The sequence below is a fragment of the Paenibacillus sp. JZ16 genome, from assembly GCF_015326965.1.
Lineage (GTDB): Bacteria > Bacillota > Bacilli > Paenibacillales > Paenibacillaceae > Paenibacillus_AQ.
The window spans coordinates 778,898-798,871 of sequence record NZ_CP017659.1; the positions used below are offsets into that span (position 1 = coordinate 778,898).

The following is a 19,974-nucleotide window of genomic DNA, read 5'->3' on the forward strand; positions in this document are numbered from 1 at the left end:
CTGGTGTCAAATGATAATTACGCTTATAACTGATACAAAGTTGCGCTCCCATTTTTTTCTCTGTTACGACTCTAAATGAATAAGTGATACTTCCATGGACGCAGAGTTGCTGATGAAAATTAATTAGATTTCTGTCTAATCGGCTATCGGACCAAGAACTTGTCCTTGACTTGGGACAAAGAACTTGTACTGATAAAACAAAAAAAGCCGCTAATAGCGACTTTCAAAGCGTCCATGTTCTTGCCCCCCGACATCGACGTGTCCTTATCGTAGTGCAAGTTCGATTGGACGTGTGATTGCGAGGTGGTGAAAAAAGAATATATATTTGTTCTCTACTTACAGTAGATACGAAAACCTCCACACGGAAGAACTCTCATGGGGAGCATGTTCAGAGAGCTAGTCTCTTTGCAAAGAATTTAAAAGATTTCTCAGAGCAAATTTCGGACAATTCCGATTTCAACCGAATCCTCGCATCATCGACGAGCACATCGTCACTTCTTGCCTGAATCGAGCTCAACCATAATTCCGAAGGTTGGTAGCACATACTGTTCCAGCCTGAATCATCTTCATTTTGTTTTGCTGCTCCAGTGATGACGACATCACCATAATTCTGTAGTTCAACCAGTGACTTTTCGTATTCTTTTTTGTTCTCTTTTTTATCCAAACCGATCAATTTCCGCAAATTCCGCGAATCGATATTTCCATGCTCGCACAAGACATTATAGATATGATACGCAGTTCTTGATATCTGACCGTCATTATATCGTACCTCAATGGTTTTGCCGGATGACAGGATGGACCTGACTGTGGGAAAAAAATCGGTTTGAATGAAACAGGCCTTATCACTAAAAAACTTTCCATATGCAGCAACACCGTCTTGGACAATCCGAATGCGCCACAACCACGGATCCGAACCGGTTCCTGAATGCCAATCGTTATTATCTGCTGCAGTTGTCAGCGATGGATAATCTGGTATAAATGCTGCGAACGGAAGAATCTTATATTTTTCTACTAATTGGACAAATTCTTCATAATTTATAGTACTCATTCAATACACCCCCTACTCCATTGGAATTTCATGATACAACTCGAATAAGTTTCCTGCATGATCTCAGAAAATTTATGCTTCTAATCCCATATTACCTTTTTCGAAATAACGCGGTAATAAATCCCTTTTTCCCATTCACTCCATTATTTTAGTTATGGGTAGTAAGATGAACGAGAATCTAAAATTATTATAGATTATGATAGTGACAACTTCCGTCATAGTTATTATGTTACGGAAGATTAATGAGCCTGTAAACGTTATTCCGCCTATCGCCGTGCCGGTACCTGACAACATTACTGCACTTAATGATCCCAAAGAGGGACTCTTTTCCCAGTAGAAGTGTGTCCGTTCAATAATCTGCTTTTCTGTACTGAATCAAGGATAACGGCTGTCTCACCCATCTTTAATGGGCTCGTTATATATAAACGAATCAATGCTATCCGTGTAGTCAGCATAAGATAAAAAGGCAGATAAATCATCACCAGTAAAATTTGAATAAGTATTGTATCTGTTGTTAGACAAAATGTGAATTGTTGCCAATATCGGTAATCCTGAGGTATGAGTTGCAAGATTTTTCAAGGTAATCTTATTCAAATATTCAACATTGTGCACGTACCTACCAATAATAAAAGTATTGATGAAAAAAGTTTGGTTATGCAGCCGAATTCAAACAACATATTTTCAGGAGGGGTCATACTTTTCTTTTTATTATTACAAAACGAAATATTTCTGTCTAATCGGCTATCGGGACAAGATCTTGGCCCGATAAAACAAAAAGCCGCTAAAATAGCGACTCTCAATGGGATTATGCTCTTGTCCCCCGACAGCAACAAACCCGATTCTGTTTAATTCATCGTAAATTGATTAGCAATACCATACTCTTTCAAACAAATTTAATAGCACAAATTGAATTCTCCACTGGGATGAAGGTACATGTTGGACGTATAATCTATCTTTCTGTTCGAAGAAAATAAAGTGTGAGACTGAGGTTGTTGATATGACGCCGTTATAGAGTTGGAAAGTCGTCAGCATTTAAAAAATAAGTTCTAGACTAACACACAGTAACCCAAACAGCGGCAAGAATGAAAAAATAAAGTCATTGATTGCCACTGTTTTATTGAACTACGCCCCTTTAGGTCGCTGGGTCAACCGCAAAACTAGGCTGGAACGTAGGTCAACCTGATCACCTGCTCGCCAATTCGATCGCTTGCCACGAGTCGCAGCGGCGGCCGTGGACCGACGAATAACGGCTTGCCGTCACCCAGCACGACTGGATGGAGATAGAGTCGATACTCATCAACGAGACCGAGCTCCGTTAGACTGTGCGCCAACTCTGGCCCGGCAACTTCAATCTCCCCTTCATGCTGAGCCTTCAGCCCACGTATGGCCGCCGAGAGGTCGCCCTCGATCAGAGAAGCGTTCGGACCGACGGACTTTAACGTCCTCGACACCACCCACTTTGGTTTGCTTTGCCACGCAGCTGCGTATTCCCGTTCCGGCTCATCCCATTCAAAATGGTCTCCGTCCCCGTCCCAATACCGCATGGTCTCGTACATGCGGCGCCCGTACAGGCAACCCGTTAGACCGCGCACGTCTTCGATGAAATGACGGAATAGCACGGGGTCGGGCTGAAATGCCATATGGTCGACGAACCCGTCCAGAGACTGGTTTAACGCAAAAACAATCTTTGCCATGCGACTGACTCTCCTTCCTGGTTTTCTCGCACATTCATCATCAATGCAGCCTCCTCTAGGTCTACATTTTATCATCCAACAACATGACCGGTTTCTCATGGATTGCTAATGTGCACAACCCGATAGAATACAACGAAAAAAGCAGCCGATTTGAGGTCGGCTGCCTTCAATGTTTTTGTCTCCAAAAGTAGATTGTGCTAAGGGGACACGATATCTAAATGAAAGGTCATCTAACCGTCTGGTAAACGAGGCCTATGGCTCCAGAATCAAAAGTCTTGTTTTCGATAAGTTTTAGATTGATCTTCTCCTTGAGACCTTGGAATAACGGCAACCCGCTGCCGATTAGGACGGGAGAAACCGTAATTTTATACTCATCTATTAAATCAAGCTGCATAAGGTAGTGTGCGAATCTAGGACTACCGAGGATGACCATATCCGCGCCTGGCTGCTGTTTGAGGTTCTTGATCTCTTCCTCGACATCTTCTTTCACCAGTCTGGAATTGTTCCATTCGACTTTCTCCAGCGTCGTGGAAAAAACGATTTTGGCAGTCTTTTCGATCCACTCGGCATGATTCCGTTCATGCTGCGAAGCTGATGGGTTCGAAGGCACAGATGGCCAGTAACTGTGCATCATCTGATAAGTCCCACGGCCCCAAATGACAGTGTCGGCAGTACTCAGAATTTCTTTTGCGTGTTTCTCCAAATCAGCATCGTAGGAAACCCAGCCAATGTCCATTTCACCGTTAGGCCCTTCTACAAAGCCGTCAAGCGATGCGTGCAAAAATAGAACGAGTTTTCTCATCTTTAGTACTCCTTTGTTCATAAGAGATATCTACATTAACTACATTATAGGACATTTCTACATGGGTTGTTTCTTACGGATTGCTAATCACGATGTCATTAATGCAGAGGGATTTCTATTAATGTTTTTCCAACTTATAAGAACAGGGGAATACTTCGAGTCGAGGTGTATTTGCTTATTTTACTGTTACTTATGATAGAATTCCAAGAGGGAATCTAGCTGACTATAAATTAATATTTCACTGTCTAATACAACCTATGTGCAGGTGAATCTGGTAAATCTTTTCGAAATTGCCCTTTATTATGTATAATGCTAGCCAATTGGTTTCAAAAGTATATTTTCTTCGTACTCATTTCCTCTTGAATCGTTCCAAATAATATTAACTGTTTGTGGTTCATTACTAGTCACAGAACTCTTTGTTCGATTCATTGGAATTTCTATTGTTCTGGTTGTAAGCCCTGTTTCTTCTAATATTACTTTACCATCATTAATGTCGATCTTATATACTTGAACATCATCCCAGTCTTCATCTTTATAAAACAAGGTATACATTCCTGATTCGTCTTGACCTGTTATACTTGAGTTTAACTCGCCTTTCCAGTGAATGCTTTCTCCTTTTAGCGTTATTTTAGTGTTCTTGTCTACACATCCTGTCGAAATCATTATAAACACCACCAGGATAAACATCGCAACAAACTTGAAAACATTTGGATTTTTATACATTGTTGCCTCCGTCTTTTTTGCTGTGATTATACAATAAAAAATTCGATTTTTTATATTATTTAGCAATTTATTGTATAAATACCTCTGCCATCGTGAAACGAACAGTAAAGAGTTCAACCAGTAAACACTGGTTGACCTATAATAATGCCTTAAAGAAATTGTCGTTTGAGGGGGTGCGACTTTCCACACTGACAACGTAACATTGATCGCCCCTACTTCATTTTTAACCGACTGCAACAGAAGTTGGTGCGACATCCGTCGATCGGCAAAGTCTCCTCAACTTAACTTCCCCACCAAGCTGAAAAAGGAACAGTAACCTCTCCAGTTAATGAAACAGTTTCGCCAATTTTAGGAGTAATTAAATTAACATTTGCTTCGTTTGCCTTTTGTAATGCTCGTTCCACCGGTTCAGTCCAAGCATGATAAGCAAGGGTAAAAGCCCCCCAATGAATTAACATCATATTCTTCCCATTTACGTCTAAATGAGCCTGAACAGCTTCTTCTGGTGTCATATGTACCCAAGCCCATCGTTTGTCATATTGACCGCCTTCAATTAAGGTCATATGAAATGGTCCGTATTTCTTGCCTATCTCCTTAAAATGTGAATCGTATCCTCCATCTCCGCTGGTATAGACCCGTGTGTTCTTCCCAAGAATAACCCATCCACCCCATAAGGTAGTATCGCGATTGAAAATTCCTCTACCGGAGAAATGTTTCGAAGGAGTTAAAGCAACCGTTAAACCTTGAAACGCAATCTCATCCCACCAATTGAGTTCTATAACTTTTTCCTTTGCAACTCCCCATCGATTAAGATGGGCACCTACTCCATGAGGAACAAAAAAATGACCTACCTTACTTTTCAGTCTTTGGATGGAAGAATAATCCAAATGATCATAATGGTCATGTGTAATAAAAACAGCGTCTAAAAATGTCATTTCATCAATAATATGCAGCATATTATTTCCGTATCGTTTGCTGCCCGCGAAGGAAACCGGTGAAGCAACGGGTCCTAACATAGGGTCCACCAATAACTTTTTATTATCAATACTCAATAGGAAAGCAGAGTGCCCGAACCACGTTAAACTATCTTTTTCGCTGTTTATTTTGTTCCAATCCATGACTGATTCCTGAATGGGCCCGCTAGGGCTACGATCTTTTCTTCCAGCAATAAAATCCTTTATCATGGAGAGGAGATCCATAGCACTCATGCTCATCTTTGTAGGAACCTGATTGACAAATTTCCCATTGGAAAAATTATCAAACTTACTATACGCCGTTTTTTGTTTTTTCATTGCGTTGCCGCCAAAGGTTGGGTGTATGCTTATAAACAATAAACCGATAAGAGTGACGACGACGAAAAAGAGGAACAAATAAAACATGATTTTTTCATTCCTTCCTGAGGTGTAAAAGCATTACTTGCTGAACAGTAAACTACAATCCGTATGCAAGAACTGCGAATAAGTGCACGATGAATGGAGAGGCCGCCTTCCGATGCTGGTTTTGAAGTTAAAGGCATTAATATTCGGCGAAAAAAATTCCACCGCTTCTTTGTACCCGACCACTCTGGTTGGGGATATGATCATAGGTCCATTCCCTTTTCTGCCATAATCATTCCTCCTTATTCGTGTTAGATTCGCATTCAGCTCCAAGCTATGCTGCCCATGCTGCTAATCCAATCAACATGTCATCGTCCAACATTGACGATCTTCCTGACCCATGCTTGCTCACTCGTCGCCGCCCGCAATAGGCAGTCGGCACAGTCCATAAAGGGTAGCGGCCGGAGTGGGGCGATGCGAGCTGATGGGCCTGCTGTATATTTTAGAGTGCCGTCTGCGTATTTGAGCACTGACGCTCGTACAATGACCCAATCCAGTTCGCTCTGTATTACCGCATGCTCAGCAATCGCCTTATCCTCGATCGCCTTCCAATAGATGCGGCGCATCATGCTTACTGCCCAGCGATTTACAACAGAAAGTTCTTTTCCATTGCTCAAATTAATGCCGCTCTGCATGACTAGACGCTTAATGCCAGTCCGCTGACAGGCCGCAAGGATATTCGGTATTCCCTCCGACATGACGGTACCCGGTGAGAAGTTTGCCGCCATGACACTCTTTGCTGCCATGATATTCAGGAATCCCTTCTTTGCGGTACCCGGCGAGAAGTTACTGGGTGGACCGATACAGCTGATTACCGCATCTGTATCGGCAATGACTTTAGCCATCCCAGGCGCGTCGAATACATCCCCCTGCCGGATGATCAGACGCTCTGCAGGGGGAATGACATCCGGCCGGCGAGCCACGGCTACAACCTCATGTCCCAATTCAAGCGCCCGCTCCATAACTTTCCTTCCAGTTCCCCCTGTGGCTCCAATAATCGCAATTTTCATTAAATGGTCCCCTTCGACTGATGATCATGATTGACTTCATCCTCATAAACACACAAAATTGAACAATAGTATACTAAGAAACAACTATGTATAATTGTAAACAGAAGTTGAAAGTCTACAATTATTAAAAAGGCAGGTTCCGTGCATTAGTTCACAAATCCTTTAGAATTGTGTATTTATTTTTCAGAGAAGCTGGTGATGCTCATTGTTAAAGCTGGATCGAAGGATACGAAAAACCCAAGAAGCCATAAAAATGGCTGTAATTGAACTGATGATCGAAAAAGAATTTGATCAGATTACGATCCAAGATATTTCCGACAGGGCAGATGTTAGCCGAAGAACGATCTATCTTCACTACATGGACAAATTTGATCTTCTGGATAAGCTTATTGAGGAGCATATTGATGATCTGCGGAATATCTGCGAATTGACAGACGATGACGCCGATTATAGGGATGCTGGGTTGTTATGGTTCGAGTATTTCGAGAACCATTCTTTATTCTTCTCCGCATTGCTCGCGAGTAAGGGGACCCTTTTTTTCCGCAATCGATTCCTTGCGTTTTTTATCCAAGAGTTAGAGAAAGAGAACAATATGTCTGAAGTGAGCAATCAAGGGTTAGCGGACGGTGTGAATGTTGATATTCAATTTCTAGGAGCGGCTATCGTAGGGGTAGTGGAATGGTGGTTCAAGAATGGAAGGCCTCTCCCTCCTTCCTTTATGGCGTGGCGGGTCGGAGCATTGCTTGAACGGAATCTTAATGCTGATTTACGCTTGCATGAAGGAGACTTCCACCAAACAACATCGTGTAATCAATGAATACATTAGATAAATAACCTCAACCCTTCCGGTATAAGGATAATCCGGCGTCCATGGAGCGGTTAGAACGCAGCCGCTTTATTACGTCTTTCGGACGTGCAGGGCTGGAGTTCGTGATCCATTCGGCTTCCGAATAGCGTTATTCACTTCCTTTCTTAGACTATCATCTATATATTTGATTATTTCAATAGCACCATCTCTGGATCACGTCAATCTCCTCTTTCGGAACCGAAAATTCGTCGCCTAGTCGGAAGACAGAGTTCTCCTGCCGGGTCGATTCGTCGCAGGGATAGCTCTGCCCAGTAGGGAAACTGGGCGACATGCAGACGGCAGACGAGCGCCTCATTCATCCGCGATCCGAGAGACTTAATCCAGATACAGAATCTCAATCTCGCCCGGAGCGTAGGATTGCTCTGCGTAATTCCCTCCCCAATCACAAAGCGATCTCAAAATGGGTTCAAGTGATTGACCCAGTTCCGTGGTTGAATATTCCACCTTAGGCGGTACTTGATTGTACATTTTTCTGCGAATTAATCCGTCTGTTTCCAGTTCCCGAAGTGTTTGAATCAGCATCTTTTGCGAAATATTATTAACGAGTCGCTTAAGCTCCCCCGTCCGTTTAGGTCCTTTTATTAAATAGTACAGCACAAGCCCCTTCCACTTTCCTCCGATAACCTCTAGTGTAACTTCCAGTTCACAGTAAAAAGTTTTCATATCAATGCACCATCTCCGACCTGAGAATATCCCCTTCATGTATTGTTCGATCCTTCAGAATCACTGAAGGAAAAATTGAACGTAACAAGGAGGGGATAATACAAGCGCGTTTAGTTGATTTAAAAATCCCTGTTGTTTAAGAATTATTATGTCCTGGTTAAACTTGAGCCACTCCGCCATCTACGAATAATTCAACGCCGTTCAAATAACTGCTTTCATTAGAGGCTAGGAACATGACAGCATTTGAGATCTCTTCAACCTGTCCCACTCTGCCGAGCGGAATATCATTTTTTGCCTGTTCCAGGAAATGATCTAGTTGGGAGCCAAATAACTCATCGTACGCCGGCGTTACGACTGTTCCTGGACTAAGGACATTAATACGAACTTCGGTCCCTTTCATATCTAGAATCCAGCCGCGGACGAGCTGTCTGATCGCTGCCTTTGAGGCACCATAGATACTAAACGCTGGTATCCCCGTCGAGCCAGCAGTGGATCCCGTTAGAATAATTGAACCTCTTTTATTGGGAAACAAAGGTAATGCCTTTTGTACTGTAAAGATGGTTCCTTTCACGTTGACATCGAAAGTCGTGTAGTATTGTGCTTCTGTAATTTCTCCTAATGGAAGCAATGAACCTAGTCCGGCATTTGCAAAGAGAATGTCCAAGTGTCCCTTCTCTCGCTCTACTGTTTCAAACAATTTATCTAGATCTTCCGACTTTGAAATGTCACCTCGGACACCTGTAACATTCTTACCGATCTGCTTTACTGCTTCATCCAGTTCACATTGTCTGCGTCCCGTGATAAAAACGTAAGCCCCTTCTTGTACGAACTGTTGTGCCGACGCGAGACCGATGCCGCTTGTACCTCCGGTTACAACTGCTACCTTTCCGTCAAATTTCCCCATTCTATTAAACTCCTTTTATAAGTTTTTATATTGTATAGGATGCTCTGTCTACCTCATGAACTTCCTATGAACGATAGTATGGAGGAAAAGTTACAAGAAAAACAGTACCCACTTTTTTGTGATATAGTCACCAAAATGTGATAATTGAGGCGGCACAAGCATTTGTTTTTACAGCCTAGATGATGGAAGTGAGCTCCGCTTCGAAACCATGACACATCAGCACCACCGACTAAGATTGAAATTAAACCAAAAGTTGTCCGAGATACAAACATATGAGTTGCTTTAATCGCGGCTTAATGTGATTAATAATTTATATTGCTTCCCATACGTTCATCAGTTGAGTGATGGCAGCATCCATCGTTTCGTATGGAACACCGTCTCGGGCTTGAATCGAAATCCCTCGGAGAAATGTTTCGAATAACGTCAGCAGCATGGGGATATCGGTTGAACCCGGCAACTCCCCATTGGCAACAGCCCGTTCGATGCAATTTTTCAACCAACCGTGAACCTTTTCCCGTTCCTTCGCGAGTATCTCTTTAATGTGCAGCTGCTCAGGAGAACAGTTGACAGCGGACAAAACCAACAGACAGCCCAAAGGATGAGAATTCTCTGTCTGCATCCTCGCCGATTGCCGCAACCCCTGCTCTATAGCTGCTTTTGATGTTAGGCTCGTATCCCTAAAACTATTCGACACCTGTCCATAAATGGATATATATCGATCCACCGCTTCGCGGAACAATGCTTCCTTGGAATCAAACGCCGCGTAAAAACTCGCCGCTGAAATATTTCCCATCGCAGTGCGCAGCTGCGAGAGTGAAGTGGATTCAAAGCCGTGCTCCCAAAAAAGATTCATCGCGGCAGTAACTGCCTCTTCACGGTTAAATGCGCGTGGGCGTCCACTTCGTGGCATCAGATGACCTCCTTTAATACTTTTATACTAATCGATCCACAAGTTCTTGACAAACGATCAAGATTAGAATTAATATATGGAATAATCGATCCATAATTCTTCATAAGTTAGAGACGAACTGGTCTCCTATATTACGGATAGGGATGTGTTTAAAAGATGATAACGTTTAGAGACAAAACATATCGTTGCACCTCCGAAATTGTTCTCAGTTTAGTTAGCGGCAAGTGGAAAATAGCTATTTTAAACCAGTTGGCAAAGGGTCCGATCCGATTTAATGAGCTGCAGCGGCTCCTTCCGGACACGACACAACGAATGCTTACGATGCAGCTAAGAACGCTTGAACAAGACGGACTCATTAGTCGCAAAGTTTATCCAGTTTCACCGCCTAAAGTGGAATACGATTTATCCGAGTTGGGCGAACAGTTGGCTCCCATGCTCCTGATGTTATGTGATTTTGGCTCGACTTATATCGAGAGCTTTCCCGATGAAGTATCGCACACCAATCAAAAGCATGCATGAGAAAAAATGAGCTGAACACAACTCGCTGTCCTTTAATCGTTACACGCCATAAATAGAACATTAAGAGGTACCCAAAAAGGGTACCTCTTAGCTTTGTATTTCGTATTCACAAGCTTCCTTCGTATTGGCCGTGCTGTCCATTTTCCTCTTTTAACGTGCTGCTGCGGGCCCCACGTTCCAGTCCATAGTTGATTAAAGCCAGCACCGCAGCTAATACGGCCACAATCCCTCCTACCCAAGAAATATCAATGAGCTCCATGTTCGTCGTGACATATCCGCCCAAGGCGGATCCCATCGCAATACCAACATTGACGGATACAGAGGTTAAGGACGAAGCTAGGTCTCTTGCTTCCGGAACATGCTGATCTGCCCAATCAATGAAATACAGCTGCATCGTCGAGTTCATAAGGTAAACAACAAGAGCCATGAATGAGATGCTGACGAGTCCCCCTACAAGCAATCCGGAGGTAAAGTAAAGTGATGCTAAAATGACGGCCTGAGCCAGAAATACATAGCGAATTTTTCCCATCCCGTCATAGACAGCCAGCTTACCTCCGATTAATGTGCTGAAGATGGACACGATGCCATACAGTAAAAAGACAAGACTAATGTAGCGTGCCGGAACAAAAAGCACATTTTCAAGTAAAGGAGCTAAATACGTATAGACGCTATAGGTTGCTGCAATGCTTAACGCAGGAATAAAGAAAGCAAGCACAATTCTAGGATAGGCGAATAATTTGAGTTGTTTTTTTAGTGAACTCCGCGTCCCCTTTAGTCCTCTTGGAATGGTTGCGAAGCTAGCTATTAGTGAAACGATCCCCAGTGTCGTGGTAAACCAATAAGCCATAGACCACCCACCCCATTGTCCGATGAAAGTGCCAAGGGGGACGCCGAGCACGCTGGCCACGGTGAAACCCGTAAAAATAATGGAGATCACCGGACCTCTTTTATCAATAGGCATCGTTTCGCTGGCCACCGCCATTGCAAGTGCAATCAAGACACCGGTAACCACGGCCGTGATCACTCTGGACACCATAAGCAAACCATACGATCCTGATATAGCCGTGATTATATTTCCAACAATAAATACGCCGATCAAAGTGAGAATGAGCGGATACTTAGAAAATCGACTGAATAACGCCGTGAAAACCGGAGTACCTATGGCAAAAGACAGAGCGAAAAACGTCACAAGGGAGCCTGCGGCCGATATGGTAATCTTCATATCCAAGGCCACTTCGGATAATAAGCCGACCATCACAAATTCACTGGTTCCCAGGACAAAAGTCAATAAAAATAAATTCATAGTCAGGAACTTTTGTTGTTTAGTCAATATATTTCTCTTTCCTCTCCTATTCAGAATGTAAATCTCATTTCTTACGACTTACAGCAATAAAAATTGTGTACCGTAGCCTTTGCCTGAAACATAAGCCGCTTCCAGCTCCTCCGGATCCCCTTTGTCCAATAAAACCACATTTTCGGGATACAGTTTGCCTAACAAAGCCCATAAGACCAGTTCATTTCCGCCGGTTGCAATGAAATGGATGTCGTCTTTATTCGTCACCAATCCAGAGTGGGAGAGGATGTCTGCTGCAAAGTGCGAGCTGATGGTATTCCTCTGCGGAAATGAAGTGCCTGCATTGCCGCTTCTATGCGGCCGATACATAAAGCGCTGCCCCCTAAAAAGCTGACCGAGATCTACCGAAAACTCGTGTTCATCCATTTCTATGCTGAATCGCAGGGTCGTTCGATCGGTACCGTAATTTGGCAGCAACCGGGCAATGATTGGTTCATCGTTATTCTCCCCAGAAAACGAAAATATGTCATCTTTTAACGGTGTACCTTTACCTGCTTCGACACGCGGCGCAGCATAATAGTCGTCATATTCATAATCGAACGAGACCGCAATCACATATTGTGTTTCATTTGCGGCTATCGTTTGTACCGGATGCCACTTCAGCAGATAAAGGGCCGCAGTCCGGGCCGATTCACCCAAGCCTGCCGGCAAGACGGTTCCCAGACGGTATTGGAAGCCGTAACCGGCTACGTTCAAACCCGAGCTGACCACACCTTGCGCATACTGAACAATCGATTTGTGCGTGAGTTTTTTTCCGAGTAGCTTTGTTAAAAATACCTCCCGGATCGGCTCCAGAAAACGCAGCCCTTTAAACTCCGTATATTCCTTGACTTCAAACGGAACTTCCTCCCAATTTGCGAACGGAAGCAAAGCGTCCCGCAGCAAAACGAATTGGTGCAAGTATTCATTATAAATTTGCATGATCCTCGGGCCGCCATATGGTCCCCATACTTGAGCGGTGGCTTCCGGGATCAGGGGATGACCATAACAATGGCTTCGAAATTCCAGCTTGCCAAGGGCTTCTGAACCATATTGTGCAAGCGCCCGCTTTTCTGAATTTATATCCCTCGCCCAGCTTACCAATTGTTCGCCTATAAGCACCGCTTGAGCTGTGAGCTCAAGGCCGGCTTTATCTTCTAGCGCCAGGGGGCCAAGCGGGAGGGCTGACACACGTCCGGTAATCGCCAAGTTGGCCTGAAGGCTGTTCAACAGCACTGTCGGATCACCGTTTACCGGTTCCCCAAGCTGGACCAGCATCGCTTCAAGCATTTTGTCTAGCTCCATAACGATATCCTTTGCCCGATATATACCGGCAGGCAAATTCCAATCCAATGCCTCGTTCGTGCCCAATCTGATGGAGTCGTTCGGATACTTGCCAATAAGAGGCTCAATATCGATTGCCTTCCCCCATACGATTTGCTTATCCTTTAAATCGAGTTGATATTTATTCATTTTCTCGCACCTCTCCTAACCATTTTTTAAACGATCGTAACGCTCATTGAAATATGGAATGATCGTTCTATATGTAGGTTATCAGGTTCTTTTATGCTTGAGTAGTACGCACTTTATTGTTTGATCCGATCAATTTTGTAAGGTAGGATACTTTTTGATACTGGGACTATGAGGAGTAAAAAAACCTTCATTTCCTTATGAGCAGCTTCTATGTCATCAGGCAATACACTTTTCCGAGCATGCAGGATATTTATCTAGATTGCCGTACTTAATATAGGTCGGATTGATAATCCAACGGCATCACTATTTAAAAGGAGACCTACGATATGCGGAGCGAAGCTATATTGTTAGTGGATGATGAGGAAGGTATTTTGGTCATGCTTGAAAATCTGCTTCAAAAAGAAGGATTTATCGATATCGTAAAAGCCGGTTCCGCAGCTGAAGCGCTCCATGCCGTGCAAACAAGACGATTCGATATGATCGTTCTTGACGTCATGCTTCCGGACATGGATGGATTTTCGCTGTGCACGGAATTGCGCAAAACCATCACGACTCCGGTTTTGTTTCTGACTGCCCGTTCCAGCGACCTGGATAAACTTCGTGGCCTGTTCTTGGGCGGGGACGATTATGTAACCAAACCATTTAACCCTCTAGAGGTTATCGCGCGGATTCAGGCACATTTAAGGCGGAGTATGATGGTTGAATCCAATCATCAAAACGCCGAAGAACTTTATCGATTCAAGACGTTTACCGTGAACCGGTCAACGGGCCAGCTCATTATCAATCAAAAGGATACGCCTTGTCCGGCAAAGGAATTTGAACTTCTCCTCTATTTCTGCAAGCACCCCAACCGAGTATTTACAGCCCAGCAGCTATACGAGCAAATATGGGGCTCGATGGTTCATGGTGATGAGAAGACTGTTGTCATTCATATTTCAAGATTACGCAAGAAGCTGGAAGTCGATCCGTCTACTCCTAAGGTTATCGTTACGTTAAGAGGAATCGGATACAAGTTCGTTCCGCCGTCGGGAGGCTAATATCATGAATTTTATGCTACGCATCGCTCTTCAGCTGCTGGCGGCTTTCGTTTTTCTATTGATTTGTATTCAAGTGATCATCATCGGGGTTGCCTGGTTATTCTGGCCGGATCTGATTCGGACCGGTAGCACTTCGAATCATTACGAAATCTTCGTGGTCGTCTTGTGCAGCGTTCTCTTTGTTGTTACCTTGCTTTTGATCGGATGGTATCTAGGGAAGCCGATTTACATCATGATCGTCTGGATCAGGCGCCTGGTTAGTGGACGGTTCGATCCGCCCCCGGGCTGGAAAGACCTCCGCTCCGATCACAAAGGCACGCTGAAAATTCCGTATTCGATTTACAAGGAAGTGTTCGAGCACCTACGAATGCTTGGCAGCACGCTCCAAAACAACGAGAAGGCGCTCCGCGAAGCGGAACAATCGAAGCAGGAATGGATTCGAGGGATCTCTCACGATTTGAAAACACCGTTAACCTATATCTCCGGTTATTCCGCGATGTTAGTTCACCCTGATTATCGGTGGAGCGAAACGGAGCAAATCGAATTCCTGTCGGTTATTCAGCAGAAAGCCGCGCATTTGCAAGAACTCGTTGAGGACCTTAATGAAACGGTTAATGGTCCGATTCCTCTAAATGCAGAGCATACGGATATCGTTGAACTTGTGCGCAGAACGGTAGCGGATGTCAGCAGTGCTCCTTGGGCTGTCGGATATGCATTTGTCATGGAGTCGGAACCAGAACAATTATCGATAAGCTGCGACCCGAAACTCATGACACGTGCTATTCGGAATTTGCTTGTCAATGCCGTCGTCCATAATCCGGAAAATACCCAGATTGAGGTTCGAATTAAGCTGCTCGATCCTCGGATTGCGGAGATTCGCATCAAAGATAACGGGGTCGGATTCAACCAGCTTGCGGAGCGTGATACGATTCAATCAACAAACGAACATGCGGGGCTTGGATTATCCATCGCTAAGAAATTTATCGAGGCGAACGGCGGGAAAATAACTGTCCAAAGCTCTCTTGGTGAAGGGACTTCCATTATGATCAGGCTGCAGGCAGAGCACAATTAGGGTGAAGTTTTGTTCCCGTTTACCTCATGTTTACCCAGGCTTCTTATACTGATCGTAACGATGTATAAGGAGGCGTGATCTATGAATCCCGCAAATGAAAAGAATGTATCCTCAGCCTTGCCGGATCAATCGGAAACTCCAACGCTGCATTGGTGGAAGCGTTGGCCGGAGTGGGTCCCTTACGCGACGTTTATTTGGACGATCACTTACGGCGCGCTTGGACTATATTGGTGGGCAGGGGGCCCGGGCTTCCCGCTAGGCTCGGTTAATGATCCAGGTGCGGCTCAATCCCTGTTCCGGCAAGCAGCAGCCGCAAACGGCGGGCTGTTCATCGCTTGCCTGTGTTTACTGGGAGCAGGGACTATACTCTTATTAAATCGGAAACCCCGCGGGATCACCCGAGCAATCATGCTGCTATACGCTTGGAGCGCAGCCATCGTCCTTTGCTTTGCGATCCCGGATCCCCGCGCACTGATGGGGATGGCATATGCCCCAGTATCCTTGATCGGAGCCTTATTCGGACAGTCATTAAACTATCTCGATTTCTTCACATGGCCGGTCGTGAACCAATATATCTGTCTCATCGGTGGTTTGTTATGGGCCGCAACGGCTTTGACCTACCAGCGCCACACCCGCGATGCTTGCAGGTATTGCGGACGAAGCAAGGGTCATACGTTACGGCGGATGAACGCAGTGGCTCGTTTGGGAAGATGGGCAACCTATGCAGCGATTCTAGCCCCACTTTATTATGATATCACTCGTATAGCTTGGCTGTTCGGAATTCCTTTTGGAATCACCAATGAAATGCTATACAGCCTGCAGGCTTCTGGGGCGGATTGGGCCGGAGCTGGACTTGCCTTGGTCTCGATCGGAGGTGCCTTTCTCACACATGGACTTATCAAGCCTTGGGGGGAAAGCTTCCCCCGTTGGTTTCCGATTTTGGGTGGTCAACGTGTCCCTCCTGCTTTAGCCGTCCTACCTGCCGGATTCGTTGCGATCCTGTTAACGGTTACCGGCATCCAAGTCACTCTTGAGTTTACGATGAGCGGTGATTTTCAGAATTGGGGAGGCACAACGCCGCTTCTACTTATGCCAATCTGGGGGATTGCTCTGGGGGTAGCAACCATTTGCTACTATTACCGGAGACAAGGGAAATGCCGTCAATGCACATGATACGGGGTATCCCGTGATTCGGTTTGCTCGGTCCGCACCTATCTAGAGCTTGCCGGAGATTTATGCCCTTTGTAAGCAAACGGCTGATACGGATGTAAGTAACACGGCTATAATGAAACTAGCGACATATAGAAAGAGTTTTAGACACTTTGTTTTTTGTTTCACTCACCTGCCCGATAGCTCAATAAAAAACAGCCGAGCATTCTCGCCGGCTGCCTTATTGAGTTGTTGTTTCCCGTTGAAAATGTAGATTATTGTGTCAATTCCTACAACATGGTAATTTCATGTCATTTGACAGTCGTCATCCAAATTTATTTTCATTATGCTCTATCATATAACGAAAATCTTCCTCAGTATCGGTCGAAAAAATAACCGGTACTTGTTTTTTGCAATTGTCGAAATGTTCATTGCGGTGACACCCTCCGTTACGACCGATATAGTCCCCCTTCTTCTCCATAACCCGTTTGTCCATGCAACATTTTCTCCGTCAGAATATTCATCGGTAAAATTATGCGTCCTTAGCTGCAAGCACTTAAAGATAGAAGCAAGCATCCGATCAAATAAAGTCCTGCGATCCACTTCATTTAACCGTTTGAGAAGGAGCCCATAATGATTCTGATGCACGGAATTTTCAAACATCGCTTCAAACTGCTTATCTCCCGGGGTACTACATTGTTGTAACCGCAAAAGAAAATCGAACATGGTTTGATTAAGGACTCGCAACTTCTCCGCATTGTATCTTGTTTCATCCGCAGCAAATAATGACAAGACCTATCCCAGCAATTCTTTGGCTCCGTTCATCACTAAGGGCATAGTCTGTTTAACGAATGATTCCGCACTTATGAGTCGCCCCTCATTGTTCCAAACGTAAGCAGCCCCATACATCCCCCAACTTAGCATGATAGAAGCTGTATTTATTAAGAATTGCGCGTTTGGAGTCGATAGCATCTTTTCTTTGTCTATAAAGGAAAGCAGTATCGTTTGAATTTTTTCCTTTATTTGAAGTTCGAATACAGCTCCAAGTGAGGTATACCTTCTTTTGCACATAGTGCTTAGACCCTTGTGAAAATCGCATATACCTAGAAAAATACTCTGAATGGTTTCTTCATTTAATACTTCGTGACCGCTTATTCTACGATTTATGATTGTCATAAAGGATTCCATTAGTCTGGCCTCAAGAATTTCGAATTTATCTACAAAGTGCGCATAAAAAGTCGCTCTGTTAACAGTAGCCCTCTCTGCAATATCCCTAACGGTTATCGATTCAAAGTCTTTTTCTTGAATTAATGAAGCAAAAGCGTCTTGAAGTAGTCGCCGTGTACGTATCACACGAGGATCAGCTTCATTCTTTTTGATTGTCATGGTTAAAATCTCCCCTAATAAAACGACATTATAGAAATCGTGTTGTCTATACAACGGTTTATGGTTATTGATGATTGCACACCATTCGGTTGGTATTATAGCATATTAATACAACAAGTGTTGTTCAAACAACTAACGTTGTATTGCAAAATGCAAAATGCCACATTTCTAGAAGGAGGAGAGAACCCATGACGATTTTACACCATCACTAATGATGGAGTACCAATTTTTTTTGATGTATTCGAGAGCTCCGGTCGGCGGATCCCGAGCTCAAGATTTCGCTGAAGGAATTGACCGAAACATTACGGCAAATCACGCTGGCCCCTTCAGCCGCTACTAACTTCCGATTATGCTGATGGCCATTAGCAAGGCGGCAAAGTCGGTGCATTCCACGGGTGAGGCTGGCAGTCGATGATGTAACTTTCATTAATGAAATGCCTAAGGATAACAAAATGTAAAAGATTGTGGGACCCGAATAAACAGCGGCGAGCTAAGATCTTTTACAGGTTATAAACATCAGATTCTATCAAGGCGTCGTACAGCTATATTAGAGTCAGTCAACAAGCTGGGGGTTCTTTGATTGATGAATACAAATAATTAATATATGAGTGATTGATCATATATGCACGAATTTCGGAGTTTTACATATGTATCCAAACTGCGATCATAGTACTTTGTTTTATTGATTTATATTTATAACATCAGGAGAGTGAATTATGAAGAGCACATGGAAAGTTTACGTTCTAGCCTTGGTCAGCTTTTTAGTTGGAACATCCAATTACATCATTTCCGGGATATTGGACCGGATCGCAGAGACGTTGGGAACAAGCGTTGCGGCAGCAGGCCAGCTCATTACGGTTTATTCTCTGGCCTATGCGGTCGGCACGCCTATTTTTATGGCGCTGACGGCCAAAATGGACCGGCGTAAGCTCCTCCTTTATTCACTGGGTCTCTTTATTGCCGCAAATCTACTGACATTTATATTGTCCGGCTTCGGTCTCTTCATTGCCGCGAGAATCATTACGGCGTTAGGCGCGGGGGTGGTCACCGTTAACGCGCTCAGCATCGCCTCCAAAATCGCTTCGCCAGGCAAGCAGGCTAGCGCCATCGCCAACGTTACCATGGGCATTACCGCATCGCTCATCATCGGCGTCCCCCTCGGCAGAATGGTAGCCTCGGCTTTTGGCTGGAAAGCGGTATTTCTGGCCATCGCCATTGTCGGTGTCATCGCCATGCTTGTCATTGCTGCGGTTTTTCCACGTATACAGGGCGACAAGCCTGTCCCTTTGATCAAACAATTTGCTTTGTTAAAAAAACCTCAAGTTTTGGTTGCTTTAGCGATTACTTTTTTCTGGTTGGGAGGATATTCCCTCGCCTATACCTACATCTCCCCTTTTCTGCTAGAGGTGACTCATTTAAATGATTCATTGATTAGCGCAGCACTGTTCGTGTTCGGCATTGCCAGTTTGATTGGCTCGAAAGTCGGCGGCTACAGCGCTGATAAACGGGGTATTAAATACACGCTCGTTTCAGGGATGGTGCTTCACGTCATTTCGTTGATTTTACTATCCTTAGTCGGACAGTCGGTCATTGCCGTATTCGCCATTTTGATCCTCTGGTCTTTTGCCGCCTGGTCATCCGCTCCGGCGCAGCAATTTAACTTGGTTTCGCTTGTTCCTGAATCCTCGGGCGTCATGCTGAGCTTGAACAGTTCCATGATGCAACTTGCCATGGCTGTCGGCGCAGGAATCGGCGGGCTGATCGTTAACCGTGTTTCTTTGGCATCCATTACCTGGTTCGGGGTACTCGGCGTACTCATTGCCATCATTGCCGTGATTGTATTGTCCAGCATGGCATCACGGCATTCGGCGGTGAAGGCCTCCACTAACCAATCATGCTAATAACCTGTCCATAACATTAGACACTCATCTAATCGGCAAGCGGTACAAGTTCTTGTCCTCGACTCGGGATAAGAACTTGTACCGCTAATACAAAAAAAGCCGCTAA

19 protein-coding genes are annotated in these 19,974 nt (G+C 44.4%); 6 read left to right on the forward strand and 13 right to left on the reverse strand.

What is annotated here, in order from left to right; all coding sequences use genetic code 11:
• Nucleotides 1-388: 388 nt before the first annotated feature.
• The 6 genes from BJP58_RS03450 to BJP58_RS03475 all read right to left on the reverse strand — a co-directional run bounded on the left by BJP58_RS03450 (nucleotide 389) and on the right by BJP58_RS03475 (nucleotide 6,653).
• The gene (locus BJP58_RS03450; RefSeq protein ID WP_194542803.1) at nucleotides 389-1,048 is read right to left on the reverse strand and encodes an AlkZ-related protein; all 660 of its coding nucleotides are present in this window, start codon (nucleotides 1,046-1,048) and stop codon (nucleotides 389-391) included.
• Nucleotides 1,049-2,205: 1,157 nt separating this feature from the next.
• Nucleotides 2,206-2,742: a dihydrofolate reductase family protein gene (locus BJP58_RS03455; protein WP_194544799.1), complete on the reverse strand. Its 537-nt coding sequence runs from the start codon at nucleotides 2,740-2,742 to the stop codon at nucleotides 2,206-2,208.
• A 226-nt stretch (nucleotides 2,743-2,968) separates the two neighbouring features.
• On the reverse strand, nucleotides 2,969-3,544 hold the full coding sequence (locus BJP58_RS03460) for a dihydrofolate reductase family protein (RefSeq protein ID WP_113059855.1): 576 nt from the start codon (nucleotides 3,542-3,544) through the stop codon (nucleotides 2,969-2,971).
• 312 nt (nucleotides 3,545-3,856) lie between these two features.
• Nucleotides 3,857-4,267, reverse strand: coding sequence for a hypothetical protein (locus BJP58_RS03465; protein ID WP_194542804.1), 411 nt, complete (start codon nucleotides 4,265-4,267; stop codon nucleotides 3,857-3,859).
• A gap of 281 nt (nucleotides 4,268-4,548) precedes the next feature.
• The gene (locus BJP58_RS03470; protein ID WP_194542805.1) at nucleotides 4,549-5,646 is read right to left on the reverse strand and encodes an MBL fold metallo-hydrolase; all 1,098 of its coding nucleotides are present in this window, start codon (nucleotides 5,644-5,646) and stop codon (nucleotides 4,549-4,551) included.
• Between the two features lie 305 nt (nucleotides 5,647-5,951).
• Nucleotides 5,952-6,653, reverse strand: a complete 702-nt coding sequence (locus BJP58_RS03475) for an NAD(P)-dependent oxidoreductase (protein WP_194542806.1) — start codon at nucleotides 6,651-6,653, stop codon at nucleotides 5,952-5,954.
• A 205-nt stretch (nucleotides 6,654-6,858) separates the two neighbouring features.
• On the opposite strand from BJP58_RS03475, the gene BJP58_RS03480 reads away from it, so the two are divergent.
• On the forward strand, nucleotides 6,859-7,470 hold the full coding sequence (locus BJP58_RS03480; RefSeq protein WP_194542807.1) for a TetR/AcrR family transcriptional regulator: 612 nt from the start codon (nucleotides 6,859-6,861) through the stop codon (nucleotides 7,468-7,470).
• A 366-nt stretch (nucleotides 7,471-7,836) separates the two neighbouring features.
• On the opposite strand, the gene BJP58_RS03485 is transcribed toward BJP58_RS03480, so the two are convergent.
• From BJP58_RS03485 to BJP58_RS03495, 3 genes are all read right to left on the reverse strand, one after another.
• Nucleotides 7,837-8,184: a winged helix-turn-helix transcriptional regulator gene (locus tag BJP58_RS03485; protein WP_194542808.1), complete on the reverse strand. Its 348-nt coding sequence runs from the start codon at nucleotides 8,182-8,184 to the stop codon at nucleotides 7,837-7,839.
• A 157-nt stretch (nucleotides 8,185-8,341) separates the two neighbouring features.
• Complete coding sequence (locus tag BJP58_RS03490) at nucleotides 8,342-9,088, reverse strand: SDR family NAD(P)-dependent oxidoreductase (RefSeq protein ID WP_194542809.1); 747 nt, start codon at nucleotides 9,086-9,088, stop codon at nucleotides 8,342-8,344.
• A 310-nt stretch (nucleotides 9,089-9,398) separates the two neighbouring features.
• On the reverse strand, nucleotides 9,399-9,998 hold the full coding sequence (locus tag BJP58_RS03495) for a TetR/AcrR family transcriptional regulator (RefSeq protein ID WP_194542810.1): 600 nt from the start codon (nucleotides 9,996-9,998) through the stop codon (nucleotides 9,399-9,401).
• 156 nt (nucleotides 9,999-10,154) lie between these two features.
• Between BJP58_RS03495 and BJP58_RS03500 the strand changes: the two genes are divergently transcribed.
• Nucleotides 10,155-10,517, forward strand: a complete 363-nt coding sequence (locus BJP58_RS03500) for a winged helix-turn-helix transcriptional regulator (protein WP_194542811.1) — start codon at nucleotides 10,155-10,157, stop codon at nucleotides 10,515-10,517.
• Nucleotides 10,518-10,623: 106 nt separating this feature from the next.
• Here the strand turns inward: BJP58_RS03500 and BJP58_RS03505 are convergent, their stop codons facing one another.
• Together BJP58_RS03505 and BJP58_RS03510 are read right to left on the reverse strand one after the other, a co-directional pair.
• Nucleotides 10,624-11,847: an MFS transporter gene (locus BJP58_RS03505; RefSeq protein ID WP_194542812.1), complete on the reverse strand. Its 1,224-nt coding sequence runs from the start codon at nucleotides 11,845-11,847 to the stop codon at nucleotides 10,624-10,626.
• A 51-nt stretch (nucleotides 11,848-11,898) separates the two neighbouring features.
• Nucleotides 11,899-13,323, reverse strand: a complete 1,425-nt coding sequence (locus BJP58_RS03510; RefSeq protein ID WP_194542813.1) for a hypothetical protein — start codon at nucleotides 13,321-13,323, stop codon at nucleotides 11,899-11,901.
• Nucleotides 13,324-13,649: 326 nt separating this feature from the next.
• On the opposite strand from BJP58_RS03510, the gene BJP58_RS03515 reads away from it, so the two are divergent.
• From BJP58_RS03515 to BJP58_RS03525, 3 genes are all read left to right on the forward strand, one after another.
• Nucleotides 13,650-14,360 carry a response regulator transcription factor gene (locus BJP58_RS03515; RefSeq protein WP_194542814.1) on the forward strand — a complete coding sequence of 237 codons (711 nt, stop codon included), beginning with the start codon at nucleotides 13,650-13,652 and terminating at the stop codon, nucleotides 14,358-14,360.
• A 4-nt stretch (nucleotides 14,361-14,364) separates the two neighbouring features.
• Nucleotides 14,365-15,432: a sensor histidine kinase gene (locus tag BJP58_RS03520; protein ID WP_194542815.1), complete on the forward strand. Its 1,068-nt coding sequence runs from the start codon at nucleotides 14,365-14,367 to the stop codon at nucleotides 15,430-15,432.
• Nucleotides 15,433-15,513: 81 nt separating this feature from the next.
• Nucleotides 15,514-16,605 (forward strand): hypothetical protein, encoded by a 1,092-nt coding sequence (locus BJP58_RS03525; RefSeq protein WP_194542816.1) that lies wholly within the window; start codon nucleotides 15,514-15,516, stop codon nucleotides 16,603-16,605.
• 301 nt (nucleotides 16,606-16,906) lie between these two features.
• On the opposite strand, the gene BJP58_RS03530 is transcribed toward BJP58_RS03525, so the two are convergent.
• Both BJP58_RS03530 and BJP58_RS03535 read right to left on the reverse strand, forming a co-directional pair.
• Complete coding sequence (locus BJP58_RS03530) at nucleotides 16,907-17,077, reverse strand: hypothetical protein (protein ID WP_194542817.1); 171 nt, start codon at nucleotides 17,075-17,077, stop codon at nucleotides 16,907-16,909.
• 299 nt (nucleotides 17,078-17,376) lie between these two features.
• On the reverse strand, nucleotides 17,377-17,967 hold the full coding sequence (locus BJP58_RS03535; RefSeq protein ID WP_194542818.1) for a TetR/AcrR family transcriptional regulator: 591 nt from the start codon (nucleotides 17,965-17,967) through the stop codon (nucleotides 17,377-17,379).
• A 716-nt stretch (nucleotides 17,968-18,683) separates the two neighbouring features.
• Between BJP58_RS03535 and BJP58_RS03540 the strand changes: the two genes are divergently transcribed.
• On the forward strand, nucleotides 18,684-19,868 hold the full coding sequence (locus BJP58_RS03540; RefSeq protein ID WP_194542819.1) for an MFS transporter: 1,185 nt from the start codon (nucleotides 18,684-18,686) through the stop codon (nucleotides 19,866-19,868).
• Nucleotides 19,869-19,974: the final 106 nt, after the last annotated feature.